The following is a 25,954-nucleotide window of genomic DNA, read 5'->3' as shown; positions in this document are numbered from 1 at the left end:
TACCAAAATGAAAGTCCGCAACTCTTTGAAGTCGCTTAAAAACCGTCACCGGGACTGCCGCGTCATCCGTCGCCGTGGTCGCACCTATGTGATCAACAAGACGAATCGCCGGTTCAAGGCTCGCCAGGGCTAAACGCCTGTCTTTGGCGGGAGTTCTGCCATCACAAAAATTGACACGGTCATCTTCGATATAGGCAATGTCCTGTATCGCTGGGACTTGCGCTGTCTGTTTGAAAAACTGATTGACGATCCGATAGAGCTGGACTGGTTTCTGACTCATGTTGTCACGCCGGAATGGCATTTCCAGCATGACGCCGGAAGACCCTTCGCCGACATGGTTGCCGAACGCAGCCGCGAATTTCCCGCCTATCGCGATCATATCATTGCCTATTCCGAGCGCTTTCCGGAAACCATTCCCGGACCGGTCGAAGGCATGCTGGATATCGTCCGGGCCTTGGCGGAGCGTGGCGTACCGCTTTTCGCGATCAGCAATTTCGGCGCCGAATCCTGGGCCCAGTTCCGGCCCTCGGCCCCGATATTCGACATATTCACCGATATCGTCATTTCCGGCGAAGAAAAGCTGATCAAGCCGGACCCGGCCATATTCGATCTGGCGCTGCAGCGCTTTGACCGGCGCGCCGGTCAATGCCTGTTCATCGACGACCGGACGGACAATATTGCCGCCGGCGAGGCGCTGGGAATTGCCGGCCACCATTTCAGCGATGTCGCAACCTTCGAGCGGGCGCTGAAGGCCTACGGCCTGCTCTAGCCGCTTTTCAGTTCATCGCCGCTCAGACGCACGATATGCAGCAAATTGGTCGAGCCCGGCGTTCCGAAAGGCACGCCCGCGCAGACGATCAGCCTTGAACCGGCGTCGCCCAGCTTGTGCCGCAGCGCCATGCGTTTGGCCTTGGCGATCATTTCCTCGAAATCCTTCACATCGCGGGTGACCACCGCATAGGCGCCCCACAGCAAGCCGACCCGTCTTGCCGTGCGCCGATTGGGGGTGAGTACCAGAAGCGGCACGGCGGGACGTTCGCGCGCCATGCGCCGGGCGGTCGAACCGGAAGATGTATAACAGACAATGGCCGAGGTCTCGATCGTGCGAGCGATATTGTAGCTTGCTGCCGCCAGCGCGTCTGCGGTGGTTTCGTCGGGCACGGTTTCGGTAAAATGCACCCGGTCGGCGTAGGAAGGGTCATTTTCGACCTGTGCGGCGATACGGTCCATCATCGTTGCCGCTTCGATCGGCCAGTCGCCGACAGCCGATTCGGCGGACAGCATGATCGCATCCGCACCATCGTAAATCGCGGTTGCGACATCGGACACTTCGGCGCGGGTCGGGGTGGGCGACTTGATCATCGATTCGAGCATCTGCGTGGCGACGACCACCGGCCGGCCCAGCTTGCGCGCTGCGGCGACGATCTTTTTCTGCAGCGGCGGAACCTGCTCGGGCAACAGTTCCACACCAAGGTCACCGCGCGCCACCATCACCGCATCGGACAGTTCCAGTATCTCGTCGAGCCGGTCGATCGCCGCGGGCTTTTCGATCTTGGCCAGCAAGGCTGCCTTGCCGCGAATCAGCCGCCGTGCTTCTGCGACATCTTCCGGACGCTGGACAAAGCTCAGCGCAATCCAGTCGACATCCTGCTCCAGCGCAAAGGTCAGGTCCTTGCGATCCTTGTCGGTGAGCGAACTGACCGGCAGCACGACTTCCGGCACATTGACGCCCTTGCGATCGGAAATTTCGCCGCCGACGATCACCTTGGTCTCGACGCTCTTGCCATCGGCCTTGGTCACCTCGAGCCGGATTTTTCCGTCATCAAGCAGTAACGTGTGACCTGGCTGTAGAGTCCCCAGAATTTCCTTGTGCGGTAGCGTGACGCGCTTTGCGTCCCCCGCCTCCTTGCGCATGTCGAGCGTGAAGCGTGCGCCTTCCTTCAGCATCACCGGTGGCTTGGCAAAGGTGCCGATACGCAGTTTTGGCCCCTGCAGATCGGCCAATATGGTGATCGGGCGTCCGACCTTCTTTTCCAGTGCCCGGATCGATTTGACATTGGCGGCATGGGCCTTGTGTTCGCCATGACTCATGTTCATCCGAAAGGCATCGACGCCGGCGCGGTACATCTGCTCGATCATGTCGGGGCTGCCACTGGACGGGCCGAGCGTTGCCAGCACTTTCACTTTGCGATTTCGGGAGAAAATTGGCGATGCCATGCAAAAAATCCTTAGTGGCGCTTTACCTGCGCGTTTCCTGTTTCTAATTCATGACAGGATAATAACAAATAACAATGGAAACAAATATGACCGATCAAATAACCGATGCCGCTGCCGCTGCAGCCTTTCGCCGTCTGGTCACCCATCTTCAGCATCGCCATGATGCGGAAAATATCGATCTGATGGGCCTCGCCGGTTTTTGCCGCAATTGTCTGGCCGACTGGGTGATGGAGGCGACCGTCGAGGCTGGTGGTTCAATGACCAAGGAGGAAGCCCGCGAGGCCATTCACGGCATGCCGGCGAGCGAATGGAAGCAGAAATACCAGACCGAGGCGACGCCGGAGCGGCTCAAAAAGATGAAGGAAAGCGTGGCCAAAAACGCTGATGCGTCTTAAAGGCAGGCTCCGAATCCGAATATAGATTTAAAGGAATGAAAGCATGAGCGAAGGCAATGTTGCCGCAGACCAGCTGCGTCTGTTTATCGAGCGTATCGAACGGCTGGAAGAAGAGAAAAAGGGCATGGCGGATGATATCCGCGACGTTTATTCCGAAGCGAAATCGCAGGGCTATGATGCCAAGATCATGCGCCAGATCGTTCGTCTGCGGAAGATGGAAACCCATGACCGTCAGGAAATGGAAGCCATTCTTGACACCTATAAGGCGGCGCTTGGCCTCGCCTGAGCAATAGGCTAATAGCCAGTCTTTAGCGGCGGGAGAGCAATGATGATCGTTACCACCACACCCACTGTCGAAGGTCGTGCGATCCGCGATTATCGCGGGATCGTGATTGGCGAGGTCATCGTTGGCGCAAACCTGTTTCGCGATCTGTTTGCCAGCATTACCGACATTGTCGGTGGCCGCTCGGGCAAATATGAAAATGTGTTGAAACGCGCGCGCGACGAAGCGCTGGCGGAGATGGAGGCCGAGGCGGCCAAGGCTGGCGGCAATGCTGTGGTCGGTGTCGATCTCGACTATGAGGTCGTTGGCGATAAGGGGTCGATGCTGATGGTATCGGCATCGGGGACTGCTGTGGTGGTCGGTTAGACCAGCGCCGGCTGCGTCAGCAGGACATAGACCAGTCCGCTGGTGACGATAAGATTATAGGCCATGTGCATGACGATGCTGGACCACCAGCCATATTGGACTCTGGCATAGCCCCAGATCAGGCCGCCGACCAGTTGCGGCAGCACGAATGGCAGCAGTGCGACGGGATTGTCGCCGGCATAGTTGAACACATGCACAAAGCCAAAGAGCAGCGCCTGGCTCCAGAACACCAGCGGAAAGATCCGCCGGTACCACCGGGGCACCGGCGATTTCCAGAAGCATATCACGCCGACGAGCATCGCGACCGCAATGACAGCGACCAGCGCGATGGTCGCGGTTTGTAACGATCCGGCAGGGGCGAGGGTCGGGATATAATAGGATCCGGCAAACCACGCGATGATCGCGAGAAAAATGATCAGCAATCGCGGTTGGCCACTGATCCAGGTTCGAAAAATCAATTCTTCGGTGATCGGCCCCACGATTACCACCAGCAACAGGATTTGCGGCAGCGGAAGATTGAACAGGTCCGCCATGCCGCCCGACATCTCGACACCAAAAACCGCCATCATCGGGAACAGCACCATCGCGATGGCCAGAACGATCAGGCAATTCAGCAGAAACAGCCAGCCGATATCTGCAAGCCGCCGGTGCTGCCCAGACATATGTGCGATAGTTGTCGGAGCGCGAATGAAAGCGATCAGATCAGCAGCGGTGGACCGCAATCGACCCATTGGCCATCCAATGGTTGAGTTGGGGTCAAACATGCGCCAAAGAGCCTCGATAAAAGTATAAACCAGCAACGGACGAATCGTATGGCAGGCCATAGTAAATTTAACAATATCAAGCATCGCAAGGGCGCGCAGGACAAGAAGCGTGCGGCGCAATTTTCCAAGCTCTCGCGCGAGATCACCGTGGCGGCCAAGTCGGGCATGCCGGACCCGGATTTCAATCCGCGGCTGCGGCTGGCGGTCAACAGCGCCAAGGCGGTGTCGATGCCGAAGGACAATATCCAGCGGGCGATCGAAAAAGCCTCGGCCAACGAAGGCGATGACTATAGCGAGATCCGCTACGAAGGCTTCGGCCCCGGTGGCGTGTCGCTGATCATCGAAACGCTGACCGACAATAATAACCGCACTTTTACCAATGTTCGCACAATCATGTCGCGAAATGGTGGCAATCTGGGTGAAAGCGGCTCGGTTTCACACGGTTTTGACCGGGTTGGCTATATCCAGTATCCGACCAGCGTCGGTGACGAGGAAAAGGTTCTCGAAGCGGCGATGGAAGCGGGCGCGGAGGATATTTCTTCCGATGAGGACGGCCATGAAATCTGGACCGCGATGGAAGACCTGCACGAGGTTTCCGGTGCGCTGGAAAAGACATTGGGCGAAGCGGCCAGCGTGAAACTGGCTTGGCGTCCGACGGTCCAGGTCGAAGTCGACCAGGAGCAGGCCGAGACCCTGCTCAACCTGATCGATCTGCTGGAAGATGATGATGACGTCCAGACCGTCTGGGGCAATTATGACGTGTCCGACGAGATCATGGAAAAGCTGAACGCCGGCTGATGTGGGAATTTGCCGCCAAGGCCGCACTCGCTGGAGTGATCGTGGCTCTGGTGGCAACCATCGCCCAGCGCCAGCCCAGCTTCGGGGCGCTTGTCGCCTCGCTGCCCCTGATCTCGATACTGGGCATGATCTTTCTCTGGTATGCGCGCCCTGACGCGGAAAACATGGCGCTGCACGCCGAGGCGACCTTCTGGTATGTGCTTCCATCTCTTCCAATGTTCCTGCTGATCCCGGCGATGCTGCGCAATGGCATCGGCTTTTTTCTGTCACTGGCGGCCGGATCCGCGCTGACGATCAGCCTCTATCTGATCATGGCCTTTGTCGGGCGCCGTATCGGGCTGCCCCTCTGACATGATCATCCTCGGTCTCGACCCGGGTCTTGGCACCACCGGCTGGGGGGTGATCGTCGCGGACGGCAATCGCCTGTCCCACATCGCCAATGGCCAGATCAAGACCGACAGCAAGATGGCGCTGGCCAGCCGGTTGCTGAAGCTCGATCTTGAGCTGACCGACCTGCTGCTGGAATATAAGCCGGATGCGGCAGCGGTCGAGGAAGTGTTCGTCAACAGCAATCCGCAGAGCACATTGAAGCTCGGGCAGGCGCGCGGCGTCGTGCTGCTCGGCGCTTCGCGCACAGGAATCGAAGTCGGCGAATATTCGGCGAAAACGGTCAAGAAATCGGTGGTCGGTGTCGGCAAGGCGGACAAGGACCAGGTGCAGGCGATGATCAAGATCCTGCTGCCCGGCGTAAAACTGGCCGGCGCCGATGCCGCCGATGCGCTGGCGGTGGCTATCACCCACGCGCATCACAGGAAGAGATAGATCGGCAAGGCACCGTTCGTCCTGAGCCTGCCGAAGGACAGCCTCTGGCGGATAGGTGCACTTCGACAAGCTCAGTGCGAACGGAAATTCGCACGAAGACGCAAAGGCACCAGGACAGGTCTTTGACACCATAAACCTGGCGCCTTCGTGTCTTCGTGCGAGTCCCTTTCATTACCGCCCGCTGGCGCGGCATTGGTCAAAAGAACAAAACAAAAACTCGACAGATTCGCCTGCTGCGCTAAAACGACAATATGATCGCAAAACTGACCGGCACCATCGACGAAATCGGCACGGACACTATCGTGCTCGACGTAAATGGCGTCGGCTATCTGGTCTTCTGTTCCTCCCGCACCATCAGCACGATTGGCGGCAAGGGCGATGGCGCGACCATCTATACCGAAATGCAGGTCAGCGAGACCGACATGCGGCTGATGGGCTTTGCCAGCGGCTCGGAGCGCGACTGGTTCCGCTTGCTGATCTCGGTGCAGGGCGTCGGCGGCAAGGTCGCGCTGGCGATCCTGTCGGCGCTCGAACCGGGCGAGATTTCCCGCGCCGTGGCGACCGGCGACAAGGCAATGGTCAGCCGCGCCAACGGGGTTGGACCGAAACTGGCGCTGCGGATCGTCAACGAACTGAAGGACAAGGTCGGCGGCATTGCGACCGATCCGGTGGCTGGCGCTGGCGGGGCGGTGCATGCCCCTTCGGACAACAGCGCCGACGCGGTCAGCGCGTTGCAGAATCTGGGTTTCAAACCGGCGGACGCGAGCGCAGCGGTGGCAGCGGCCGATGCCGAGATAGGCGATGGCGCGACTCTGGATGCGCTGGTGCGGCTGGCGCTGAAGAAGGCGGCGAAGTGATTCAAATGAGGGAACACGGACATTGGCAGCCGAGCGCATATAATTTTTTCGGCTCTACAGGATCACGCGAAGCCGCGACGGCGCAAAGGGGGCAGGACTTGCCGCACTATCTTTGCGCCTTTGCGGCTTCGCGTGGAAAAATATCCATTGGTTATGCCAGAAACCGGCTTCCCGCTTTCGCGGGAATGACGGATGGCCTAGGCACCTCATCATGACTGAAGACCGCCTCCAATCCCCCGAACGCAAAGTTGAAGATATAGACGCCGCGCTGCGGCCGAAAACGCTCGACGAGTTTATCGGGCAGGAGGCGGCGCGCGGCAATCTCCGGGTGTTTATCGAAGCGGCCAAGGGGCGCAGCGAGGCGCTGGATCATGTGCTGTTCTTTGGCCCTCCCGGTCTGGGCAAGACCACGCTGGCGCAGATCATTGCGCGGGAACTGGGGGTCGGCTTTCGCGCGACTTCCGGGCCGGTCATTGCCAAATCGGGCGATCTGGCGGCGCTGCTGACCAATCTCGAAGAAGGCGATGTCCTGTTTATCGACGAAATTCACCGGCTCAATCCGGTGGTCGAGGAAGTGCTCTATCCGGCGATGGAAGACCGCGCGCTCGATCTGATCATCGGCGAAGGCCCGTCGGCGCGCAGCGTGCGGATCGACCTGCCGCAATTCACCCTGATCGGCGCGACCACGCGCCAAGGGTTGCTGACCACGCCTTTGCGCGACCGGTTCGGCATTCCGGTGCGGCTCAATTTCTATACCACCGAAGAGCTGGAGAAAGTCGTCCACCGTGCTGCGCGCCTGCTTGATCTCGATATTGCGCCGGATGGGGCCACCGAAGTGGCGCGCCGTGCGCGGGGTACGCCGCGGATTGCCGGTCGCCTGCTCCGCCGGGTGCGGGATTTTGCCAATGTCGCGGGCACGAGACTGGTCGACCGCAAAATCGCTGATGAATCGCTCGTCCGTCTCGAAGTCGACAGCATCGGTCTCGACGCGATGGACCGGCGCTATCTTTACATGATTGCGGACGTCTACAAGGGCGGTCCGGTCGGTGTGGAGACACTGGCGGCGGGTCTTTCGGAACCGCGGGATACGGTGGAGGAAGTGATAGAGCCCTATCTGATCCAGCTCGGCCTGATTGCCAGGACCGCGCGCGGCCGGACGCTCAATGATCGCGGGTGGAAGCATCTCGGCCTGACGCCGCCTGCCGGCAAAGAGGTGGACGGGGAGTTGTTTGACTAAAACCTTTCCTCTCCCACAGGGAGAGGCAACAAGACTTGCTGCTTTAGCAGCTTAGTCGCAGTCGGTGAGGGGTTGCACTTTTCAGAGGTTCACAACCCCTCACCGAGTTCCACTAATCAGCAAGCCGATAAGTTCCACTTGCCTCTCCCTTAGGGAGAGGATGAAGTTGCTTAACCCAACTGCTCCGCCGAAGCCCAGGTCGCGTGGGTGCCACTCGATATCCGGTGCGGCAAAATGATCGTACAAACCGGACCGGCCGAAATATTCTGCGCATCGAGGATGACACATTCCGACCGGTTCTGCTTCATGTCGGTGATGAAGCTGATCAGATAGCCGTCATCCTCGGACGTGGCACTGGGACGCGGAATGAAGGGCGCTTCCGAACCGAAGCGTTGCTCGCCAAAGGAAATATGCTCCGCTTCGCCGGTCTCGAGATCATGTTTGGTCAAGCCGTTGAACAGGAACCAGCCCGGCTCGCCAGTGACGCTATAGACATAGCGGTAGGGCCGGCCGGCATATTGCTGGTTGGTCATCCCGAATTCGACGGGATAGTCGTTGAACAAAGTCTCTTCGCTGGTTTCGCCGGTCTTCATATTGAAGCGCCAGCGGTGCAGTTCGGGCTTGAAACTGTGCAGGTCGATGCTCGCGCCCATGCTTTCATAGCCTGCCGGGAAATCCGTCAGCGGTGGCGGCACCGGCTCGTTCTGGAAATAGCCGTCGAGGACGATTTCATCGCCATCTTCATAGGCATTGGTCCAGTGCAGCACGTAGGTCGGACTGGCATCGAACCATTTGATGTCCTCCGGCTGGCCCCTGCGCGGGATGATGCCGAAGCGGGTCGGTTCGTCCGGATGATAAGCGGGAATATAGAGATTCCGTTCGATCAGTTCCGGCTTCCAGTAGAGCGGGCAGTCGTTGAAAATGGCAAAATTCTCGGTGAACGCCATATCATGCGGCAAGCGCGCGCCGGGCAGCTCGACGGGTATGCAATGCTTGAGCTGATTGTCCGCGCCGACCACACCATAATGGAGATAGGGCGGCTTGGTGGAATAGTTGAAGAACAGCAGTTCGCCGGTGGCTTCGTCGACCTTCGGGTGGGCCGAAATGCCGTCCTCCGGCACCCAGTCCGCCGTGCCCAGTGTTTCCAGCGTCTCCGGATCGAGCCGATAGCCTTCGCCACATTGATAGAATGTCGAGAGGATCGCGCCGGCATGGACCACGACATCGGTCGAGCTGCTGTCCTTGACGCTGCCATGCGCGCCCCAGCCCGGGCGTCTGGAGTCATCGGGCTTGCCCATGATTCCGACCCACAAGGGGCCGCCTTCCTGCTGCTCGGCCTCGAAGCCTTCGGTCCGGACAAAGCGGTTGCGATAGCTGGCCTTGCCGTCCCGGATCCGCAACGCGTGGATCATGCCGTCGCCATCGAACGGGTGGTAGCGGCCGATGCTGTCGTGCACCGGATTTTCCGTGTTGCGGATGTACAGGCCGTCGATGTCGGCCGGAATCGTGCCGATTATTTCGAGATCGTCCGTATTCAGTTCTTCGAAAACCGGGGTCCAGGCCCCGTTGCGATAGGGGTGGTCATTGGGCTCCAGCGTCACCTTCACCTGGTCCACCCCCGTTGCCATCAGTCGCGCAGCAATTCGTTTATACCGGTCTTGGACCGGGTCTGCGCGTCGACGGTCTTGACGATCACGGCGCAGTAGAGCGAGGGCTGCGGCGCGCCATCGACAGCGACTTTTGGCGGCAATGTGCCGGGCACAACGACCGAATAAGGCGGAACTTCGCCCATCCAGATCTTGCCGGTGTCCCGGTCGACGATCTTGGTCGACGCACCGAGATAGACGCCCATGGAGAGCACCGCGCCCTCGCCAACGCGAACACCCTCGGCGACTTCCGCCCGGGCGCCGATGAAGGCGCCATCTTCGATGATCACCGGATCGGCCTGCAGCGGTTCCAGCACGCCGCCGATACCGGCACCGCCTGAGATATGGACATTCTTGCCGATCTGCGCGCAGCTGCCGACTGTCGCCCAGCCATCGACCATCGTGCCTTCGTCGACAAAGGCGCCAATATTGACAAAGCTGGGCATCAGCACGACACCGCGGCCGATATGCGCGCCCTGACGGACGATCGAACCGGGCACCGAACGGAAGCCGGCCTCGCGGAACCGGTTTTCACCCCAGCCGGCAAATTTGCTCGGTACCTTGTCCCAGTGATTGGCGCCGCCGGGGCCTTCGATGACCTTGTTGTCGTTCAGGCGAAAGGAGAGCAGCACCGCTTTTTTCAGCCACTGGTTGACCACCCACTGGCCGTCCTTTTTCTCGGCGACCCTGCCGCTGCCATTGTCGAGCATGGCCAGCGCGGAATCCACGGCATCGCGGATCTCGCCCTGCGTTGTCAGGCCGAGGGATTCCCGTTTGTCCCAGGCGTCGTCGATGATGGTCTGCAATGCTGCGGTCATGTCGGTGTTTCTTCCTTCTCTTTGTGGAGGCCGGTGACCCAGCTTTCCAGATCTGTAATTTCGTGGTCAATATAGGCGGGATCATGCTCGCGACCAGCCCATTCTGCGCCAGTGTTGATCCACACAGTGGTCATGCCCAAATCTTTCGCCGGGCGCAAATTGCGTGCCATATCCTCGACGAACAGCGCACGGGTCGGGTCGATGCCGGTGGCGGCGATCAGACTCTCGTAAGCGGCTGTTTGTGGTTTTGGCACGAGACCGGTGTCCAATATATCGTGCATCTGGTGAAACAGGCCATCCAGTCCGCGTCTTTCCAGCACTTTGAGGGCGTATGGCCGGTCAGCATTGGTGAAAACCAGCTTCTCGCCCGGCAGAGCGGCAATGGCATCGCGAACCAGCGGAGCCGGCGCCAGACGATCCATGTCGATATCGTGGACAAATTCCAGAAAGTCTGCCGGATCGGTACCGTGATGGTGCATCAGGCCGGCAAGCGTGGTGCCATGGTCATGGAAAAAAGCCTTCTGGATTTTGCGCGCCTCAACCAGATCACATTCCAGGGTCTGGGCGATATATTCGCCCATCTTGACGTCGATCAGCGCGAACAGATCACACTCGACCGGATAGAGCACATTATCGAGATCAAAAATCCAGTGATCGATATGGGAGAGTTCGGGTGGCATGGCGAACCGCCTAAAGACCGTTTCCAGCAATCACAAGCAGCAATATAGCCTAGGCGCGCGCTCCTGCATCCTCAACGCTGGCACTATTGTGACGGAGCGCCTTGAGCACAGTATCGACAATGCCATCGGCATCCAGTCCGGCTTCGGCATATTGCAGGTCCGGCTTGTCCTGCTCCTGGAATATATCGGGTAAACGCATGGTGCGAATTTTCAGGCCGGCGTCGGTCAGGCCATTGTCTGACGCATAGGTAAGCACATGCGCGCCGAGGCCGCCAACGGCCGCTTCCTCTATCGTGACCGCGACTTCATGGCTGGTCAGCAATTTGCGAATCAATTCTTCGTCGAGCGGTTTGGCGAAGCGGAGGTCCGCAACGGTTGTGCTCAGGCCGCGCGCTTCCAGTCGTTCTGCCGCCTTTTTGGCTTCTTCCAGCCGGGCGCCGAGCGACAGGATTGCCACCTTGCTCCCTTGCTTGACGATCCGGCCCTTGCCGATTTCCAGCTGTTCCAGCTTTTCGGGGATCGGGACGCCGGTGCCATTGCCGCGCGGATAGCGAAAGGCAATCGGGCCGCTGTCATGCAAGGACGCCGTGTAGGTCATATGCGCCAGTTCGGCCTCGTCCGCTGCCGCCATCACTACCATATTGGGCAATGTGGCCAGATAGGTGATGTCGAAAGATCCGGCGTGGGTGCTGCCATCCGCACCGACCAGGCCGGCGCGATCGATAGCAAAGCGGACCGGCAGATTCTGGATCGCCACATCATGGACGACCTGATCATAGGCGCGCTGGAGAAATGTCGAATAGATAGCGCAAAACGGCCGCATGCCTTGCGCCGCGAGGCCGGCGGCGAAGGTCACGCCGTGTTGTTCGGCAATGCCGACATCAAAGGCCTTGTCGGGATGCGCCTTGGCAAATCTGTCAACGCCGGTGCCCGATGGCATGGCTGCGGTAATCGCGCAGATGCGGGAGTCGCTGTCGGCAAGCTTGGCCAGCGTTTCGCCGAAGACATTCTGGTAGGCCGGCGGTCCGCCACCCGGGCCCTTGTTCTGCTTGCCGGACACCACATCAAACTGGGCAACGCCGTGATATTTGTCGGCGGCTTCCTCGGCGAATTTATAGCCTTTGCCCTTTTCGGTGACGACATGGACCAGGCAGGGCCCCTCAGCCGCGTCGCGGACATTTTCCAGCACCGGAATCAGATGCTCCAGATTATGCCCGTCAATCGGGCCGACGTAATAGAAGCCCAGCTCTTCAAACAGGGTGCCGCCCATGGTCATGCCGCGGGCGAATTCGTCGGTCTTGCGGGCGGCGTCGTGCAGCGGTTTCGGCAGCTTGCGCGCGATGCGCCGGGCAAGCTGCCGCACGCCAAGAAATTCGCGCGAGGATACGATCCGGGCGAGATAGGCGGACAGGCCGCCGACCGGCGGGGCAATCGACATGTCATTGTCATTGAGAATGACGACCAGCCGGTTGCCGGCTGCTTCCGCGTTGTTCATCGCTTCATAGGCCATGCCGGCGCTCATCGCGCCGTCGCCGATCACGGCGATACCGCGGCCCGGCTTGTCGTTCAGTTTGTTGGCAATGGCAAAGCCGAGGGCCGCACTGATCGAGGTCGAGCTGTGCGCGGCGCCGAAAGGATCATATTCGCTTTCCGAGCGCTTGGTGAAACCGGAGAGACCGCCACCCTGACGAAGGGTCCGGATCCGGTCGCGACGTCCGGTGATGATCTTGTGCGGATAGCATTGGTGGCCGACATCCCAGATCAGGCGATCATCAGGAGTATTGAAGACATAGTGGATGGCTGTGGTCAGTTCGACAACGCCCAGACCGGCACCCAGATGACCACCGGTGGTGGATACGGTGTCGATCACTTCCGTGCGCAGCTCGTCGGCAAACTGGCGGAGTTGCGTGGGCTTCAATTTGCGCAGATCGGCTGGAAAGGAGACATTATCCAGCAATGGTGTATTCGAAACTGGCATATTTACTCCCTGTTTGATTCCAGTTCTAACGGCATTGCCATGCTCTGTCGAACTTTCAGCAGGCTGCGTGTTAACATTTGCTGACGAGTGGACCGGATCAACTGCATTTCTGGCAGATGCCGCGTACCTCGATCACCGGTCGGATGGAATTGAAGCCTTGATTCTTTGCCACTTTGCGCACTTGCTGGGACAGTGGGTCGTCATCGATGTGGGTGGCCTCACCGCAGCTGTCGCAGACCAGAAAAATGCAATCATGCTCGCAACCGGGATGGCTGTTTGCGAGATAGGCGTTGGCGCTTTCGATCCGCATCGCGAGATTATTCGCTACAAACAGATCGAGTATCCGGTAGACGCTGTTCGGTGCGACGCGCTTGCCGCGCGCGGCAGAAACCAGCTCGGCAATGTCATAGGCCGATGCCGGACGGGAGAACCCGGCCAGCGCTTCAAAGATTGCGGCTCTGGTATCCGTCCACTTCTCACCGGATTTCTCCAGATTGGCGCGCGCTGCGTCGGCCAAGGATTCGCCGTGATGCTCATGATGATCATGTTTTCCCATAAGGGCAATTTAGGGATGTTTCGCCGCAAGGGCAATGGGCAGAAACTTAATGGGTGGCGCGGTAATTCAGGTCATGGGCCAAAGCCAGCAAACCGACGCCCAACATGGTATACAGGACCTCGCGACCATCATGTCCGCTTTCATGTCCGAGCGTGATTGCGCCCATCATCATTCCCAGTCCCAGGCTGCCGACCGCAACCGGCATGATATAGCCATGATCCAGCACGCCGCGACCCAGAGCAAAGAAACCAAGGGCAATAGCGATTCCCAGACCAATTTCATGGACCAGCGGATTGAGGAACATGCCGCCTGCCGATGAGAGAAGCGCTACAAAGGCGATGGTTGCGACACAATGCGCAAGGCACAGGCCGGAAACAAGCACTGCGATACGGTCCCAAAGGCCATCCCTGACCATCAGACCATCTCTGTCCCAGAATTTCGCTGTCGTGAACACGACTCACTGTCTCACTTGTTTGTTGCGTGTGCCGGATATAGGAAAAAGCTTGTTAAGATACAACATATCATTTCTAAATTATGGGATGGTTCCGCGAATCTGGTTGTCAGGCCGCTGATTTGATTCCAAATAGCATGGGATGATGCAGCCTATCCCCGCAGAGCAGCTAGAAAGCATGGCCACTTCCTTTCGCCCCGTTGCCATATCCAACTGGCTCTACTCCGTTGCCTTCCTGGTATTCATCATGGTGGTGGTTGGCGGTATTACCCGGCTGACGGAATCGGGCCTTTCGATAACGGAGTGGAAACCGGTAACCGGCGCGCTGCCGCCGCTGAGTGAAGCAGACTGGCTGTCAGAGTTCGAAAAATACAAGCAAATCCCCGAGTATCTGGAAATTAATGGGCCGGCGGGCATGACGCTGGCGGATTTCAAATTCATCTATTTCTGGGAGTGGGTCCACCGCCTGCTCGGGCGTGTGATCGGCGTCGCCTTTGCCTTGCCGCTGCTCTGGTTCGCCGCAAAACGGATGATCCCCTCGGGCTATGGCTGGCGGCTCGTGGCTTTGCTGGCCCTCGGCGGTTTGCAGGGGACGATCGGCTGGTGGATGGTGAGTTCCGGCCTCAGCGAACGGACCGATGTCAGCCATTTCCGGCTGGCTGTCCATTTGCTGACGGCGCTTTTCATATTGGGCGGCCTCGTCTGGACAGCGCTTGACCTGCGGCAGTTGGCGGTCGGCAACATAAAGCCGTCGCGGCTGACGGGATTTGGTCTGGCAACCATTGCTGTGCTGTTTGTGCAGTTGCTGTTCGGCGCCTATACCGCTGGTCTGGACGCTGGCTATGTATCGAGCAGCTGGCCGCTCATGAACGATTATTTTGTCCCGGGCGGGATCGACTGGGGCGCGGGAATCTGGAATGCGCTCAATAACGACCCCTATCTGATCCATTTCATACACCGCTGGTGGGCATGGGTCGCGGTGGGTTTTCTCGTCGTTCTAGCCCGAAATGTTCGAACCATCGACCGCAGGGCATCTATCGCGATCCATATTGCCTTTGGCAGCCAGATATTGCTCGGAATTGCGACGGTTATGACCGGGATCAATATTCATCTGGCAGTATTGCACCAGGCGGTGGGGGCGCTGGTCGTGGCATCGACGGCCTGGGGCGTGCATTTGATTGGTCGTACGCCACGACAAGCGAAATCCCGGTCCTGACTCCGGTAGATTGCTGATCATCAAGGGGCGCCCGGTCGGGTTTTGCTCTAGCCAGCCGACGGGCAGGAAATTGCTGTTGGTAATATTATACCCGCCAGCAAAGCCCCGCTTTCGCTTGACTTGCGGGAAAAACACCGCCAATAGCGCCGCAGCCGGCCGGAACTTCGTGTCCGGCTTTTGTTATTTCTGAATCTATCCATCTCCAAGAAGGAGCCACCCCATGAAGGGTATCACGAAACAGACACAGTCGGCCAAGCCTGCTGATGTCGAAAAGAAGTGGCATATCATTGATGCCGAAGATCTGGTCGTTGGCCGGGTTGCATCGATTATTGCCAATATTCTGCGCGGCAAGCACAAGCCAAGCTACACTCCTCACGTAGATTGCGGCGACCATGTCATCGTGATCAATGCCGAGAAGGTGAAGTTCACCGGCAACAAGACCAAGCAGAAGACCTATTACAAGCACTCCGGCCATCCCGGCGGTATAAGCGGTACGACTGCAGAAAAGGTCCTCGAAGGCCGTTTCCCCGAGCGCGTCATGGAAAAAGCTGTCGAACGGATGATCCCCAAAGGCCCTCTTGGCTTCGCCCAGATGCGTGCACTGCACGTATTTGCCGGCACCGAGCATCCTTATGCTGGCCAGAACCCCGTGGCGCTCGACGTCGCTTCGATGAACCGTAAGAACAAGGTGGGCGCATAATGTCTGACGTAAAAAACGATCTCGCTGATCTTAAAGATATCGCTGGCCCCGCTGTGGTCGATGCGCCGGCTAGCGCCGATGCGGATGCCGAAGTTGGAACTTCCGAGCCGCCCGTATCCACCATGCCTTTGCGCGAGCAGGAGCTGGACAAATTCGGACGTGCCTATGCAACCGGTCGCCGGAAAGACGCGATTGCGCGCGTATGGCTGAAACCCGGCAAGGGCAAGATCACGATCAATGGCCGTGATCAGGAAACCTATTTCGCCCGCCCGACTTTGCGTCTGGTTCTCAATCAGGTCTTCGCAATCACCGAGCGTGAAGGTCAATATGATGTTGACGCCACGGTCAAAGGCGGCGGTCTTTCGGGACAGGCTGGTGCCGTCAAGCACGGTATCTCGCAAGCCCTGACAAAATACGAACCGGCTTTGCGTTCCGCCGTGAAGGCAGAAGGCTTTCTTACCCGTGACAGCCGTAAGGTTGAGCGTAAGAAATATGGTAAGGCAAAAGCGCGTAAGAGCTTCCAGTTCTCCAAGCGTTAAGCCAACCGGAACCGAATTGCGAAAAAGGCGGCCTGCGGGTCGCCTTTTTTATGGCCGGTGCAATTTCGGAACGGGTTGCCGGGGTTTGCTGATCACGGCCCTGCTTGAAACGAGCAGGATGATGCTGGTCACTACTGCAGATATCAGCATCGCCCAGGCTGCGCCAATCGTGCCGAAATTTGGCAGCAGGAAGGCCATAAGAAGCCCGAGCGCGATCAGGCCGGCCAGCCGGACCAGCAGCGCATTCCTGGCTCTTCCGGCGGCTTGAAGCAAAGGTTCCAGGCCCAGCCCGGCCAGGCTGATGATGGTCGCGGCCCCCAGCAACAGCAGCAGCGGGAAGGCGGCAAGATATTCCGGGCCGGAAATCAGGCTGATGATATTTTCACCGAACAGCAGCAGGCAGAGGAACAGGACACCGCCGCTCAGCGCCGAAACCTTAAGGGATCGCCAGAAAAGAGCCCTGGATTTGCGGGACTGACCGATGGCGAACAGGCGGGACAACTCGGAAAAAAGCGGGCGGGCAAACACCTCTGCAAGCCGGTTGAGACTGTTGGCGATCTGGTCGGCCAGACGAAACAGTCCGGCTGCCGCGGGACCGACAAAGAAACCGACGATGACGACCACCAGCCGTTCGCGGATCACACTGATCAGAAAGACGAGATTGGTGAACAGCAGAAAGGCGGCAAATTCCTTGAGACCGGGCGAGACTGCCGGCCGGGTCGTGGTGCTGCGAAGCGGATGGTTTTGCTCGTGCCGGCGCCAGACCATCAGCCACATGACCAGGAAACTGACAAATTCCGAAAGGCCCCAGACAATCAGGAAACCGGTCATCGACGGCAGGGTCAGGAACAGCGCCAGAGATCCGGCGAAACGGATGATCGGAATGATGGCATCGCCAAAGGCATTGCCGCCAAAGCGGTCCTGTGCCCGCAATATGCCGGTAGGTGTCGACCGGACCGACAGGAATACGATCACGCCATAGCCCAGAATCGCCTGTTCTACCGGTTCGCTCCAGCCAAATTGGTCCGCACCGTACGGCAGCATCAGCCACAGGGCCGCGCAGGCAACCAGGCCACCGGTCAGTTCGATCCAGAAGCTTTGAGCCGACAATTTTCGAAAGGCCAGCTGCTGTCCGGCAAGCAGATAGGGCACGCCAAATTGTACCACTGCCTGCCAGGTCTGGAGTTTCAGGACCGCTGCCAGTACCTGGATCGCTCCGACGATGACCATGAATTCACCAAAGCCGGCAACCCCGAGCGTACGGGTCAATATCGCAAGATAGAAGATGCTCAGGACCGCACCGACACCCTTGGCGGAGAACAGCCAGCTACTGTTCCGGAACACGCGGACCAGCGAATCTTCGCTGCTGAACCATCTGAAAAGCCTATTTTCTGACACGGATCTCAACTTTTCCTATTCATCATCAGACGGTTGAGCCTCTCTTTATCGCAAAATTCGGCTTTTTCTATCTCTCGATTGTCATGCGCAGCTTTGCGTCATCGTTTCGCATATCGTTCGGCCCCGGGCAATGAGCAGGCGGATCAAACCTCTGTCCTGCATAGTCACGGCACTTCCATATCCCTAACAGCCGCGCGGTCTGAGCGCCATTGCAAGCGCCCGAACGTCTGGCTAAGGCCATTTATATGAAATGGCTGTTCACGATTCTGGCGCTGATCCTCGTCTGCGGGGGATTTGCCTGGTGGTTCTTCGCGCAGCCGGGACCGAAGCAGCTGGATATGGTCAATAATGTCATGCCGGGCGACAGCGACGCCAGGTTGCTGGTACAAGACCAGATCTATGACGAAAACCTGGGGCTGGCGCTCAACATCTGGGCCCCGAAAACTGTTGCGCAGAAACCGCTGCCGGTCGTGTTTTTCATTTATGGAGGCGGTTGGCGCGCCGGCGCGAAGGATCAATATGCTTTTACCGGACGGGCGCTGGCCAATCGCGGCTATATGGTCGTGCTACCCGACTACCGGCTCTTCCCTGACACCCGCTTTCCAGGCTTTCTGGAAGACAGCGCCAAGGCGCTGGCCTGGGTGCACGACAATATCGAGCCATACGGCGGTGACCCGGAGCGGATATTTCTGTCCGGCCAATCCGCCGGCGCCTATAATGCCATCATGCTCGCGCTGGACCGCCAGTGGCTGGGCCGGCACGGCAAGTCACCGGACCTGATACAGGGCGTGGCGGCGCTGGCTGGCCCCTATGATTTCTATCCGTTTGATTCCGAAACCACGAAGCAGAGCTTTGGTCAGTATCCGGCGCCGGAAATGACTCAGCCGGTCAATTTCGTGCGGCCCGATGCCCCGCCCCTGTGGCTTTCCAGTGGCAGCAATGACACCCAGGTGAGGCCCCGGAATAGCAAGATTCTGCGCGACAAGATTCTCGCTGCGGGCGGCGATGCTGAATATGTCGAATATCCCGATATCGACCATCTCGAGATCATGATGGCCCTGGCCAAGCCGTTTCGTCACAAAGCCCCGGTGCTCGATGACATGGTCGCCTTTTTCGACCGCCACCGGTGATTGCAGGAATTGGAAGCCCCCTAGTCTTTTTTGCAGTGCAAAACTGTTGAGATAGCGACACTTCTTGGTTATGCCGATCCGCAGAACAAGGGAATCCGACAGACATGGCTACTTTCACGCTCCCCAAGAATAGCAAGATCCGCAAGACGGGCGAATTGCACCAGGCGTTGACCAACGGCAAAAAGCGACCTTTCAAAGTCTATCGCTATGATCCCGACAAGGGCGAAAATCCGCGTTATGACACGTTTGAGATCGACACCGATGATTGCGGACCGATGGTGCTCGATGCGCTGATCAAGATGAAGTCGGAGCAGGACGCCACGCTGACCTTCCGCCGGTCCTGCCGCGAAGGCATCTGCGGTTCCTGCGCGATGAACATCAATGGCAAAAATGGTCTGGCCTGCACTACAGCGATCGAAGATTGCGGGAGCAAGGTTACCATCACGCCACTGCCGCATATGGAAGTCATCAAGGATCTGGTTCCGGATTTCACCCATTTCTACGCGCAATATGCGTCGATCCAGCCGTGGCTGAAAACGGTCACGCCGACGCCATCGGGCAAGGAACGCCTGCAGTCGCCGGAAGATCGCAGCAAACTGGACGGCCTGTACGAGTGTATATTATGCGCCTGCTGCCAAACCAGTTGCCCGAGCTACTGGTGGAACAGCGACAAATTCCTCGGACCTGCGATTCTGTTGCAGGCCTATCGCTGGCTCGCCGACAGCCGCGACGAAATGACCGGCGAACGGCTCGACGAACTGGAAGATCCATTCCGGCTCTATCGCTGTCACACGATCATGAACTGCGCCAATGCCTGTCCCAAGGGCCTGTCGCCAGCCAAGGCTATTGCCGAAATCAAGAAGATGACCGCTTCGCGCGAAGTCTGATTCGGACGCCGGCGCCCATTCATGTCTGAAGCAGAGCGTGATTTTGTTATTACCGATCCCGATCCGGACAATCCGGACTGGAAGATCTGGCAGCTGAACGATCCCGATTGCTATAACAGTTTTCTGGGGAAGATGATCGTTCGGCGCGGCGGTGACGGGCTCGACGAGACTATCGCCCGGGTCCGGATGTTTCCGGAACGCAAGCACCGCAATCTCGGCGACGCGGTCCATGGCGGAACGATGATGGGCTTCATCGACTGTTCGTTGTTCGCCGCCATGCAGGTGCTCGATCTCGGCCCGTCCGGCTATGCGGTCACGCTCGAATTGCAGACGCATTTTCTCGGTTCTGCCCGAATGGATGAACCGCTTGAGGCGCAAGTCGAGATTACGCGCGAAACGGGCCGCTTCCTGTTCATGCGCGGACTGGTGGTGCAGGGCGAAGACGGGCGGGACAATATGGCCTCTTTCACTGCCATTGTGAAAAAGGCCCCGCGCCAGAAATCCGATATCCGATGAGCAGCTTCTACCAGCGCTATCTGAATCTGATCGCGCAAGGGGAACTGAAACCCGATCCCGATCAGGAAGCCTGCGCCAAACGGCTTGCCCGACTGCAGGAGGAACTCGAAGCCGTCCCGCCGAGGGGCAGCATATTGTGGCGGGCCTTTGGCAAGAAACCGCAGGCGCCGGAAGGCATTTACATGTGGGGCGGGGTCGGGCGCGGCAAGTCGATGCTGATGGACCTTTTCTACAATGGTCTCGACATTCAGCGGAAAAAGCGGGCGCATTTCCACGAATTCATGCTCGATGTGCACGCCCGCATTCGTGAGGAGCGTAAAAAGGAACTGGGCGATCCGATATTGCCGGTTGCTGCCGCTTTGGCCAGCGAAGCGCGCTTTCTCGCCTTTGACGAAATGGTGGTCAACAACAGCGCCGATGCGATGATCATGTCGCGCCTGTTCACCGGACTCGTCGAGGCCGGGGTGACGATTGTGACCACCTCCAACCGCCCGCCCGATGATCTTTACAAGAATGGACTCAACCGCGAGCATTTTCTGCCCTTCATAGAATTGCTCAAGACCAGGCTCGATGTCATTTCGCTTAACGGGCCGACCGATTACCGGCGCGAGCGGCTGGGCGATGTGGACCTGTGGCATGTGCCCAATGGCGAGGCGGCAACCCGGGCGTTGAGCGAAGCCTTTTTCCGCCTGACCGACTATCCGCCCGAGGATCGCGCCCATGTGCCTTCGGCCGAGATAGAGGTGCAGGGCGGGCGGATGCTGACCGTCCCGAAATCGCTGAAGGGTGTCGGTGTCTTCTCGTTCAAACGTCTTTGTGCAGAAGCCCGGGGCGCGCAGGATTATCTGGCGATTGCGCGCCATTATCACAGCGTGATCATTGTCGGCATACCGGTACTCTCCAAGGAGAATCGCAACGAGGCGGCGCGCTTTGTCACGCTGATCGACGCGCTCTACGAATATCGGGTCAAGCTCTTGGCCAGTGCGGACGCCGAGCCGGATGCTCTCTATCCGGAAGGGGACGGGGCTTTCGAGTTCGAGCGCACCGCGTCGCGGCTGCTCGAGATGCAGTCCGATGATTATCTGGCTCTGGGCCACGGGGCCGCCTCCTAGAGCAGGCTGAGGCTGTCCAGATCGAGCGCCATTTGCGCCGGTCGTTCCGCCATCGCCGCAAACATCCGGTCGCCGCGCTCGGTCTGCTCGACGTGCAGCGAGGCGTTGATCGCCATCAGGAAGCCGGAAAAGGCGTGGCGGCGATATTCGTCCCAGAAAATCTCGTAAGCCGGTGCATTCGACCGTCTCAACAGATAGTCTCTGACCAGTCTTTGTTCCTGATCCCGCCGCTCCGCCGGATCGGCGAAGCTGGTCCCGATCAGATAAGCCACATCATTGGCCGGATTGCCGAGAGAGCAGGTCTGCCAGTCGACCAGCGCTGCGATCCGCCCATCGGCATGGAACAGGATATTGTCGAGCCGCATATCGCCATGGGTGACGGTCAGTTCCGGCGGTTCATGCGCAATATAGGAGCCGATGCGGTCAACCAGCTCCTGTCCTAAGTCCAGTATTTCCGGCGAGAGCAGGCCCGAGAATCGCTCGCGAAAGACGGGATAGCCGGTGGGCAGGCTGGACTCGAGAAACTGGCTGTTGCCGGTGCCATGATCCAGCCATTCCAGATTGTCGAACCCGCTGGCCGGTTTAAAATTATGCAGCGCGGCGGCCTCCGCCAATGTTGTCTCCACCTGAAGCAAGGACGCGCCGGCCAGCTGGTCACCTTGCGAAGCGGGTGCCATGTCTTCCAGAAGCAGAACAAATTCCTGCTCGTTTTCCGCGATATCGGCATGGTAGGATTTGGGGCAGAGCGCGGCGCAATCTTTGGCGATATCGCGATACCAGCCCACTTCCATATCGTAGAGATGAAAGATCGCGGCGGCGCCCCGGCTGACCGGATCGGCGCTCGGGCATTTGGCGATGAAGGCTTCCGGATGGCCTTCTTCCGCCCAGTCGCAGATGAAGCGGTAGCTGTCGCAGACCTGCCCGGTGCCGACCGGTTCATGGGCCAGCGATTTGAGCGAGCCGGGAGAGGCGTCAAAAGCCTGCTCGATGAATGCGGGTTCGAACTCTTCGGGGCGCAGCGGAAAGCGGGCGCTCATGCGGCCGGATCCATGAGACCGGTCAGGCCGCTGCTGGCGTGGGGGCCGATGAACAATTGCTCGACCACGCCAATGCCGTGATGCTCATGGCCGTCGATGGTGAGCACGGCATCGCTGAGCGCCTGGATATGGATGGTAGTCATGTCGATGGTTGGAGCGGGGTCAAGGGTGATGACATCATGCGCGACCTCGAGATCGCCGTGGTCCATGCCATGGCCCCAGACCGGGTGGAGATAGCCGAGGCCGGACATATAGAATGTCCGTGCCGCGTCGCCTGTGCGCGGCGTGATCGACAGCGAGCCACTGGCGGTTTCGGTCTGCACCGTCCTGATGCGGCGGGAGCCGGAATGATAGGTGAGATCAATGGTTTGCGGGTCAAACTCCACCGCCGTCCCGGCAATAGCATCAACCACCCCGCGCCGGTTCCACGGCAAGCCCTCGCCATCGTCATTGCTGTGGAAGAAACAGGCATGGTCATCGAAATTGAGCGGCGTCCAGAGCCACCAGAATTGCGGGAATTCTCCTGCCGGTGGTGGCTGCGATTCGGATGCTCCGACCTGTCTTATGCCCCAGCTGCGGTCGCGGGTGCCACGGCAATGGCCGATATCGATATCCTGACCCTCGACGCTGACCGTGCCCGACCAGTCGCCGTTCTGCGTCATTCTGGTATAGTCCATCATCAGCCGGGGCCCCTCGCGGCGGATGAAGCGGGGCTCCTCGATCGGATGGTGGCGGGCGGAAAACAGGATGTCGGCGGCGACAGGACTGTCGTTTGCGGCGACCGTCAGGCGGAGCTGCTGCAGCGGTTCGACGATGGAGACGGTGATCGGGCCGACGGTCAGATCGAGCCGCTCGCTGGCCATTCTCTTGGAGGCGCGCAGATTATACTGCTTGCCGTCGATGCTGACGCAAAAGGCGGCGTCCATGATGTCGAGCTGGGGATAGATGCCGAGCGCGGCGGCGAAGAAGATGCTGCCGTCGGGCGAATAGCCGTTGAAGAAATAGCGATCGTAGAAATTGCGGTTGCCGCCCGACAGCGCCATCGGTTCCGGCGTCTGGTGCAGCGGATATTCGTCGCCTTTTGTCAGCATGTTGCATCCTCTTTTTTCTTTGCATCATGGCATTTGAATTTCACTTTGCAACGCAAAAGATTGGAAGATTTGGAAGCATGTTTTGCTGTTTCGTCATCCTGAACGTGTTTCAGGACGCCGGGAGAGGGAGTGCCGTTGGAGGTCCTGAAACACGTTCAGGATGACGAGGCTGTGCCACTGTTATTGCTACTGCGAACCAATTGCAAAGATAGCGGTCAAAATGGTGCTTTCTGCGGTTGAATTTGTCCGAATAGGGGCCTAATCCAGCCCTTAATATCCTTTTCGACTCTATTCTTAGGAGAATTTCCCACATGGCCCGTAACAAGATTGCGCTGATTGGCGCAGGCATGATCGGCGGCACGCTCGCCCACCTCGCAGCTTCCAAGGAAATGGGCGATGTCGTCCTGTTTGACATTGCCGAGGGCATGCCAGCCGGTAAGGCGCTCGATCTGGCGCAGGCCGCTCCGGTGGACGGATTCGACTCCAACCTCAAGGGCACCAGCGACTATGCCGATATTGCCGGCGCCGATGTGATCATCGTGACCGCAGGCGTCCCGCGCAAGCCTGGCATGAGCCGCGACGATCTGCTCGGCATCAACCTGAAAGTGATGAAGGCCGTTGGCGAAGGCATCAAGGCGAACGCGCCGGACGCTTTTGTCATCTGCATCACCAACCCGCTCGACGCGATGGTCTGGGCCTTGCGCGAATTTTCCGGACTGCCGCACAACAAGGTGGTCGGCATGGCCGGCGTTCTCGACAGCGCCCGCTTCCGCCACTTCCTGGCTGACGAATTCAACGTCTCGGTTGAAGATGTCACTGCCTTCGTTCTCGGCGGTCATGGCGATACGATGGTTCCGGTCCCGGCTTACTCGACGGTGGCCGGTATCCCGATCCCCGACCTGATCAAGATGGGCTGGACCACACAGGACAAGATCGACGCGATCGTCCAGCGTACCCGTTCGGGCGGCGGCGAGATTGTTCAGCTGCTCGGCAATGGCTCGGCTTATTATGCGCCGGCGACCAGCGCGATCATGATGGCGGAAAGCTATCTCAAGGACAAACGCCGCGTGTTGCCCGCTGCGGCGCATCTGACCGGCCAATATGGCGTCGATGATCTCTATGTCGGCGTACCGGTCATCATCGGCAAGGACGGCGTCGAGAAGGTCATCGAAATCGAACTGAGCGAGGAAGCGCAGGGTAATTTCAACGTGTCGGTCGACGCGGTGAAGGAATTGCTCGAAGCTTGCAAGGGGCTGGATAGCTCGCTGGCATAAGCCCGCTCGTTGCTCCGGAATTATCCCGGAGGGCACGCGACAATAAGGCGCGTTGGAAGAATTCCAGCAGATGCCGGAATGAAGAGGAAGCAATTTTATGAGTATCTTGATCGACAAGAACACCAAGGTCATCACCCAGGGCATGACCGGCAATACCGGCACGTTCCATACGGAACAGGCTCTGGCTTATGGCACCCAGATGGTTGCGGGCGTTACGCCGGGCAAGGGTGGCACGACCCATATCGGTCTGCCGAACTACAACACCGTGGCGGAAGCCAAGGATGCCACCGGCGCGACGGCCTCGGTTGTGTATGTTCCACCGCCATTTGCAGCGGACTCGATCCTTGAAGCGATTGACGCCGAGATCGAACTGATCGTTGCGATTACCGAGGGCGTTCCCGTTCTCGACATGGTCCGCGTCAAGCGCGCGCTGCAGGGCAGCAAGTCGCGCCTGATCGGCCCGAACTGCCCCGGCGTTCTGACCCCCGACGAATGCAAGATCGGCATCATGCCCGGCAGCATCTTCAAAAAGGGTTCGGTCGGCGTGGTCTCGCGGTCCGGTACTTTGACCTATGAAGCGGTGCACCAGACGACGGCGGTCGGCCTCGGCCAGACCACGGCGGTCGGCATCGGCGGCGATCCGGTCAACGGCACCAACTTCATCGACGTGCTGGAACTGTTCCTGGCTGATGACGAAACCAAGTCGATTATCATGATCGGTGAAATCGGCGGCAGCGCGGAAGAAGAAGCGGCGCAGTTCATTGCCGACGAAGCCAAGAAGGGCCGCAGTAAGCCGATGGTCGGCTTCATTGCCGGTCTCACGGCACCTCCGGGACGCCGCATGGGCCATGCCGGTGCGATTGTCTCCGGCGGCCAGGGCGGCGCGGAAGACAAGATCGCGGCGATGGAAGCCGCCGGTATCCGGGTTTCGCCTTCGCCGAGCGAACTCGGCATCACGCTCGACGCTTTGCTGAAAGAGACGGTTTGACGCTTATAATATGGACTGGCGCCCCTGCGCGAGCAGGGGCGCCAGTCCAGATACGGCCGGCGAGGAGCAACCGGAAACGATAGTCCTCTTGCCGTCCGGCGGTAAAAAAGACCGCGCTATGAATAGATCCGGCTTTGTCTGTTTCGCGACGAGCCGAAAACTTGGAGCGACTGACTACTGGTCATCATATGTTTTGAT

At 59.0% G+C, this 25,954-nt stretch carries 30 protein-coding genes; 19 read left to right on the top strand and 11 right to left on the bottom strand.

The genetic code is table 11. The features are described 5' to 3' along the window. Window positions 1-7: 7 nt before the first annotated feature. Both ykgO and SPHFLASMR4Y_RS10895 read left to right on the top strand, forming a co-directional pair. On the top strand, window positions 8-133 hold the full coding sequence (gene ykgO, locus SPHFLASMR4Y_RS10900; RefSeq protein WP_011415100.1) for a type B 50S ribosomal protein L36: 126 nt from the start codon (window positions 8-10) through the stop codon (window positions 131-133). A 27-nt stretch (window positions 134-160) separates the two neighbouring features. After that, a complete protein-coding gene (locus SPHFLASMR4Y_RS10895) occupies window positions 161-769 on the top strand; it encodes an HAD family hydrolase (protein WP_089133568.1) in 609 nt (202 codons plus the stop codon). Here SPHFLASMR4Y_RS10895 and pyk read toward each other — a convergent pair. Next, on the bottom strand, window positions 766-2,217 hold the full coding sequence (pyk, locus tag SPHFLASMR4Y_RS10890) for a pyruvate kinase (protein ID WP_089133567.1): 1,452 nt from the start codon (window positions 2,215-2,217) through the stop codon (window positions 766-768). The genes SPHFLASMR4Y_RS10895 and pyk overlap by 4 nt on opposite strands. Window positions 2,218-2,303: 86 nt before the next feature. On the opposite strand from pyk, the gene SPHFLASMR4Y_RS10885 reads away from it, so the two are divergent. From SPHFLASMR4Y_RS10885 to SPHFLASMR4Y_RS10875, 3 genes are read left to right on the top strand one after another with little or no spacing between them, the layout of a single operon-like run. Then, window positions 2,304-2,612 (top strand): DUF1244 domain-containing protein, encoded by a 309-nt coding sequence (locus tag SPHFLASMR4Y_RS10885; RefSeq protein ID WP_089134834.1) that lies wholly within the window; start codon window positions 2,304-2,306, stop codon window positions 2,610-2,612. 43 nt (window positions 2,613-2,655) lie between these two features. Continuing rightward, window positions 2,656-2,898, top strand: coding sequence for a DUF2312 domain-containing protein (locus SPHFLASMR4Y_RS10880; protein WP_089133566.1), 243 nt, complete (start codon window positions 2,656-2,658; stop codon window positions 2,896-2,898). Window positions 2,899-2,940: 42 nt separating this feature from the next. Beyond that, window positions 2,941-3,261, top strand: coding sequence for a heavy metal-binding domain-containing protein (locus SPHFLASMR4Y_RS10875; RefSeq protein WP_089134833.1), 321 nt, complete (start codon window positions 2,941-2,943; stop codon window positions 3,259-3,261). On the opposite strand, the gene SPHFLASMR4Y_RS10870 is transcribed toward SPHFLASMR4Y_RS10875, so the two are convergent. Continuing rightward, on the bottom strand, window positions 3,258-3,992 hold the full coding sequence (locus SPHFLASMR4Y_RS10870; protein WP_186265919.1) for a type II CAAX prenyl endopeptidase Rce1 family protein: 735 nt from the start codon (window positions 3,990-3,992) through the stop codon (window positions 3,258-3,260). The genes SPHFLASMR4Y_RS10875 and SPHFLASMR4Y_RS10870 overlap by 4 nt on opposite strands. Window positions 3,993-4,073: 81 nt before the next feature. Between SPHFLASMR4Y_RS10870 and SPHFLASMR4Y_RS10865 the strand changes: the two genes are divergently transcribed. From SPHFLASMR4Y_RS10865 to ruvB, 5 genes are all read left to right on the top strand, one after another. Then, complete coding sequence (locus tag SPHFLASMR4Y_RS10865) at window positions 4,074-4,823, top strand: YebC/PmpR family DNA-binding transcriptional regulator (RefSeq protein ID WP_089133564.1); 750 nt, start codon at window positions 4,074-4,076, stop codon at window positions 4,821-4,823. Next, complete coding sequence (locus SPHFLASMR4Y_RS10860) at window positions 4,823-5,173, top strand: DUF3147 family protein (RefSeq protein ID WP_089133563.1); 351 nt, start codon at window positions 4,823-4,825, stop codon at window positions 5,171-5,173. Before SPHFLASMR4Y_RS10865 ends, SPHFLASMR4Y_RS10860 begins: the two co-directional genes overlap by 1 nt. Before the next feature lies 1 nt (window position 5,174). After that, a complete protein-coding gene (gene ruvC, locus SPHFLASMR4Y_RS10855; RefSeq protein WP_089133562.1) occupies window positions 5,175-5,645 on the top strand; it encodes a crossover junction endodeoxyribonuclease RuvC in 471 nt (156 codons plus the stop codon). A gap of 251 nt (window positions 5,646-5,896) precedes the next feature. Beyond that, window positions 5,897-6,502, top strand: coding sequence for a Holliday junction branch migration protein RuvA (gene ruvA / locus SPHFLASMR4Y_RS10850; protein WP_089133561.1), 606 nt, complete (start codon window positions 5,897-5,899; stop codon window positions 6,500-6,502). Window positions 6,503-6,713: 211 nt separating this feature from the next. Further along, the gene (gene ruvB, locus SPHFLASMR4Y_RS10845; protein WP_089133560.1) at window positions 6,714-7,739 is read left to right on the top strand and encodes a Holliday junction branch migration DNA helicase RuvB; all 1,026 of its coding nucleotides are present in this window, start codon (window positions 6,714-6,716) and stop codon (window positions 7,737-7,739) included. Between the two features lie 170 nt (window positions 7,740-7,909). Here ruvB and SPHFLASMR4Y_RS10840 read toward each other — a convergent pair whose 3' ends face one another. The 6 genes from SPHFLASMR4Y_RS10840 to SPHFLASMR4Y_RS10815 all read right to left on the bottom strand — a co-directional run bounded on the left by SPHFLASMR4Y_RS10840 (window position 7,910) and on the right by SPHFLASMR4Y_RS10815 (window position 13,871). Further along, window positions 7,910-9,367: a carotenoid oxygenase family protein gene (locus SPHFLASMR4Y_RS10840; RefSeq protein WP_089133559.1), complete on the bottom strand. Its 1,458-nt coding sequence runs from the start codon at window positions 9,365-9,367 to the stop codon at window positions 7,910-7,912. Further along, the gene (dapD, locus tag SPHFLASMR4Y_RS10835; RefSeq protein ID WP_089133558.1) at window positions 9,367-10,203 is read right to left on the bottom strand and encodes a 2,3,4,5-tetrahydropyridine-2,6-dicarboxylate N-succinyltransferase; all 837 of its coding nucleotides are present in this window, start codon (window positions 10,201-10,203) and stop codon (window positions 9,367-9,369) included. Before dapD ends, SPHFLASMR4Y_RS10840 begins: the two co-directional genes overlap by 1 nt. Continuing rightward, window positions 10,200-10,883, bottom strand: a complete 684-nt coding sequence (locus tag SPHFLASMR4Y_RS10830; RefSeq protein WP_089133557.1) for a pyrimidine 5'-nucleotidase — start codon at window positions 10,881-10,883, stop codon at window positions 10,200-10,202. The genes dapD and SPHFLASMR4Y_RS10830 overlap by 4 nt, the downstream gene beginning before the upstream one ends. 49 nt (window positions 10,884-10,932) lie before the next feature. Then, entirely contained in the window at window positions 10,933-12,861 is a 1,929-nt protein-coding gene (gene dxs, locus SPHFLASMR4Y_RS10825) for a 1-deoxy-D-xylulose-5-phosphate synthase (protein ID WP_089133556.1), read from the bottom strand. A gap of 97 nt (window positions 12,862-12,958) precedes the next feature. Next, the gene (locus SPHFLASMR4Y_RS10820) at window positions 12,959-13,417 is read right to left on the bottom strand and encodes a Fur family transcriptional regulator (protein ID WP_089133555.1); all 459 of its coding nucleotides are present in this window, start codon (window positions 13,415-13,417) and stop codon (window positions 12,959-12,961) included. Between the two features lie 46 nt (window positions 13,418-13,463). Further along, window positions 13,464-13,871, bottom strand: a complete 408-nt coding sequence (locus SPHFLASMR4Y_RS10815) for a MerC domain-containing protein (RefSeq protein WP_409928894.1) — start codon at window positions 13,869-13,871, stop codon at window positions 13,464-13,466. 175 nt (window positions 13,872-14,046) lie between these two features. On the opposite strand from SPHFLASMR4Y_RS10815, the gene SPHFLASMR4Y_RS10810 reads away from it, so the two are divergent. The 3 genes from SPHFLASMR4Y_RS10810 to rpsI all read left to right on the top strand — a co-directional run bounded on the left by SPHFLASMR4Y_RS10810 (window position 14,047) and on the right by rpsI (window position 16,323). Then, entirely contained in the window at window positions 14,047-15,084 is a 1,038-nt protein-coding gene (locus SPHFLASMR4Y_RS10810) for a COX15/CtaA family protein (RefSeq protein ID WP_089133553.1), read from the top strand. A 220-nt stretch (window positions 15,085-15,304) separates the two neighbouring features. Further along, window positions 15,305-15,784 (top strand): 50S ribosomal protein L13, encoded by a 480-nt coding sequence (rplM, locus tag SPHFLASMR4Y_RS10805; protein ID WP_089133552.1) that lies wholly within the window; start codon window positions 15,305-15,307, stop codon window positions 15,782-15,784. Next, window positions 15,784-16,323, top strand: a complete 540-nt coding sequence (rpsI, locus tag SPHFLASMR4Y_RS10800; RefSeq protein ID WP_089133551.1) for a 30S ribosomal protein S9 — start codon at window positions 15,784-15,786, stop codon at window positions 16,321-16,323. Before rplM ends, rpsI begins: the two co-directional genes overlap by 1 nt. Before the next feature lie 48 nt (window positions 16,324-16,371). Here the strand turns inward: rpsI and SPHFLASMR4Y_RS10795 are convergent, their stop codons facing one another. Then, a complete protein-coding gene (locus SPHFLASMR4Y_RS10795) occupies window positions 16,372-17,721 on the bottom strand; it encodes a lipopolysaccharide biosynthesis protein (protein WP_186265918.1) in 1,350 nt (449 codons plus the stop codon). A 245-nt stretch (window positions 17,722-17,966) separates the two neighbouring features. On the opposite strand from SPHFLASMR4Y_RS10795, the gene SPHFLASMR4Y_RS10790 reads away from it, so the two are divergent. From SPHFLASMR4Y_RS10790 to zapE, 4 genes are all read left to right on the top strand, one after another. Continuing rightward, window positions 17,967-18,851 (top strand): alpha/beta hydrolase, encoded by an 885-nt coding sequence (locus SPHFLASMR4Y_RS10790; protein WP_089133549.1) that lies wholly within the window; start codon window positions 17,967-17,969, stop codon window positions 18,849-18,851. A gap of 104 nt (window positions 18,852-18,955) precedes the next feature. Then, window positions 18,956-19,738: a succinate dehydrogenase iron-sulfur subunit gene (locus SPHFLASMR4Y_RS10785; protein ID WP_089133548.1), complete on the top strand. Its 783-nt coding sequence runs from the start codon at window positions 18,956-18,958 to the stop codon at window positions 19,736-19,738. Between the two features lie 21 nt (window positions 19,739-19,759). Beyond that, window positions 19,760-20,254 (top strand): PaaI family thioesterase, encoded by a 495-nt coding sequence (locus SPHFLASMR4Y_RS10780; RefSeq protein ID WP_089133547.1) that lies wholly within the window; start codon window positions 19,760-19,762, stop codon window positions 20,252-20,254. After that, window positions 20,251-21,366, top strand: coding sequence for a cell division protein ZapE (zapE, locus tag SPHFLASMR4Y_RS10775; protein WP_089133546.1), 1,116 nt, complete (start codon window positions 20,251-20,253; stop codon window positions 21,364-21,366). Before SPHFLASMR4Y_RS10780 ends, zapE begins: the two co-directional genes overlap by 4 nt. On the opposite strand, the gene SPHFLASMR4Y_RS10770 is transcribed toward zapE, so the two are convergent. Together SPHFLASMR4Y_RS10770 and SPHFLASMR4Y_RS10765 are read right to left on the bottom strand one after the other, a co-directional pair. Then, entirely contained in the window at window positions 21,363-22,403 is a 1,041-nt protein-coding gene (locus tag SPHFLASMR4Y_RS10770) for a phosphotransferase (protein ID WP_089133545.1), read from the bottom strand. The genes zapE and SPHFLASMR4Y_RS10770 overlap by 4 nt on opposite strands. Then, window positions 22,400-23,494 carry a hypothetical protein gene (locus tag SPHFLASMR4Y_RS10765; RefSeq protein WP_089133544.1) on the bottom strand — a complete coding sequence of 365 codons (1,095 nt, stop codon included), beginning with the start codon at window positions 23,492-23,494 and terminating at the stop codon, window positions 22,400-22,402. The genes SPHFLASMR4Y_RS10770 and SPHFLASMR4Y_RS10765 overlap by 4 nt, the downstream gene beginning before the upstream one ends. 311 nt (window positions 23,495-23,805) lie before the next feature. Here SPHFLASMR4Y_RS10765 and mdh point away from each other — a divergent pair, with 311 nt between their 5' ends. Beyond that, window positions 23,806-24,768, top strand: coding sequence for a malate dehydrogenase (mdh, locus tag SPHFLASMR4Y_RS10760; protein WP_089133543.1), 963 nt, complete (start codon window positions 23,806-23,808; stop codon window positions 24,766-24,768). Between the two features lie 97 nt (window positions 24,769-24,865). Then, window positions 24,866-25,756, top strand: a complete 891-nt coding sequence (gene sucD / locus SPHFLASMR4Y_RS10755) for a succinate--CoA ligase subunit alpha (protein WP_089133542.1) — start codon at window positions 24,866-24,868, stop codon at window positions 25,754-25,756. The last annotated feature ends 198 nt before the right edge of the window (window positions 25,757-25,954 follow it).

The sequence above is a fragment of the Sphingorhabdus sp. SMR4y genome (assembly GCF_002218195.1).
In the GTDB taxonomy this organism is placed as follows: Bacteria; Pseudomonadota; Alphaproteobacteria; order Sphingomonadales; family Sphingomonadaceae; genus Parasphingorhabdus.
The sequence above is the reverse complement of the archived record's forward strand: the minus strand, read 5'-3'. Positions and strand labels throughout refer to the sequence as shown.

What these genes read in the sequence shown, in the direction of transcription:
- SPHFLASMR4Y_RS10840 (WP_089133559.1), bottom strand. Translation starts at nt 9,367, where the DNA reads ATGGCAACGGGGGTGGACCAGGTGAAGGTGACGCTGGAGCCCAATGAC.
- pyk (WP_089133567.1), bottom strand. Translation starts at nt 2,217, where the DNA reads ATGGCATCGCCAATTTTCTCCCGAAATCGCAAAGTGAAAGTGCTGGCA.
- SPHFLASMR4Y_RS10880 (WP_089133566.1), top strand. Translation starts at nt 2,656, where the DNA reads ATGAGCGAAGGCAATGTTGCCGCAGACCAGCTGCGTCTGTTTATCGAG.
- SPHFLASMR4Y_RS10765 (WP_089133544.1), bottom strand. Translation starts at nt 23,494, where the DNA reads ATGCTGACAAAAGGCGACGAATATCCGCTGCACCAGACGCCGGAACCG.
- SPHFLASMR4Y_RS10780 (WP_089133547.1), top strand. Translation starts at nt 19,760, where the DNA reads ATGTCTGAAGCAGAGCGTGATTTTGTTATTACCGATCCCGATCCGGAC.
- ruvC (WP_089133562.1), top strand. Translation starts at nt 5,175, where the DNA reads ATGATCATCCTCGGTCTCGACCCGGGTCTTGGCACCACCGGCTGGGGG.
- SPHFLASMR4Y_RS10865 (WP_089133564.1), top strand. Translation starts at nt 4,074, where the DNA reads ATGGCAGGCCATAGTAAATTTAACAATATCAAGCATCGCAAGGGCGCG.
- SPHFLASMR4Y_RS10885 (WP_089134834.1), top strand. Translation starts at nt 2,304, where the DNA reads ATGACCGATCAAATAACCGATGCCGCTGCCGCTGCAGCCTTTCGCCGT.
- ruvB (WP_089133560.1), top strand. Translation starts at nt 6,714, where the DNA reads ATGACTGAAGACCGCCTCCAATCCCCCGAACGCAAAGTTGAAGATATA.
- SPHFLASMR4Y_RS10790 (WP_089133549.1), top strand. Translation starts at nt 17,967, where the DNA reads ATGAAATGGCTGTTCACGATTCTGGCGCTGATCCTCGTCTGCGGGGGA.
- rpsI (WP_089133551.1), top strand. Translation starts at nt 15,784, where the DNA reads ATGTCTGACGTAAAAAACGATCTCGCTGATCTTAAAGATATCGCTGGC.
- dxs (WP_089133556.1), bottom strand. Translation starts at nt 12,861, where the DNA reads ATGCCAGTTTCGAATACACCATTGCTGGATAATGTCTCCTTTCCAGCC.
- sucD (WP_089133542.1), top strand. Translation starts at nt 24,866, where the DNA reads ATGAGTATCTTGATCGACAAGAACACCAAGGTCATCACCCAGGGCATG.
- SPHFLASMR4Y_RS10810 (WP_089133553.1), top strand. Translation starts at nt 14,047, where the DNA reads ATGGCCACTTCCTTTCGCCCCGTTGCCATATCCAACTGGCTCTACTCC.
- ykgO (WP_011415100.1), top strand. Translation starts at nt 8, where the DNA reads ATGAAAGTCCGCAACTCTTTGAAGTCGCTTAAAAACCGTCACCGGGAC.
- zapE (WP_089133546.1), top strand. Translation starts at nt 20,251, where the DNA reads ATGAGCAGCTTCTACCAGCGCTATCTGAATCTGATCGCGCAAGGGGAA.
- SPHFLASMR4Y_RS10870 (WP_186265919.1), bottom strand. Translation starts at nt 3,992, where the DNA reads ATGGGTCGATTGCGGTCCACCGCTGCTGATCTGATCGCTTTCATTCGC.
- SPHFLASMR4Y_RS10785 (WP_089133548.1), top strand. Translation starts at nt 18,956, where the DNA reads ATGGCTACTTTCACGCTCCCCAAGAATAGCAAGATCCGCAAGACGGGC.
- SPHFLASMR4Y_RS10820 (WP_089133555.1), bottom strand. Translation starts at nt 13,417, where the DNA reads ATGGGAAAACATGATCATCATGAGCATCACGGCGAATCCTTGGCCGAC.
- SPHFLASMR4Y_RS10830 (WP_089133557.1), bottom strand. Translation starts at nt 10,883, where the DNA reads ATGCCACCCGAACTCTCCCATATCGATCACTGGATTTTTGATCTCGAT.
- rplM (WP_089133552.1), top strand. Translation starts at nt 15,305, where the DNA reads ATGAAGGGTATCACGAAACAGACACAGTCGGCCAAGCCTGCTGATGTC.
- SPHFLASMR4Y_RS10770 (WP_089133545.1), bottom strand. Translation starts at nt 22,403, where the DNA reads ATGAGCGCCCGCTTTCCGCTGCGCCCCGAAGAGTTCGAACCCGCATTC.
- ruvA (WP_089133561.1), top strand. Translation starts at nt 5,897, where the DNA reads ATGATCGCAAAACTGACCGGCACCATCGACGAAATCGGCACGGACACT.
- SPHFLASMR4Y_RS10875 (WP_089134833.1), top strand. Translation starts at nt 2,941, where the DNA reads ATGATCGTTACCACCACACCCACTGTCGAAGGTCGTGCGATCCGCGAT.
- dapD (WP_089133558.1), bottom strand. Translation starts at nt 10,203, where the DNA reads ATGACCGCAGCATTGCAGACCATCATCGACGACGCCTGGGACAAACGG.
- SPHFLASMR4Y_RS10860 (WP_089133563.1), top strand. Translation starts at nt 4,823, where the DNA reads ATGTGGGAATTTGCCGCCAAGGCCGCACTCGCTGGAGTGATCGTGGCT.
- mdh (WP_089133543.1), top strand. Translation starts at nt 23,806, where the DNA reads ATGGCCCGTAACAAGATTGCGCTGATTGGCGCAGGCATGATCGGCGGC.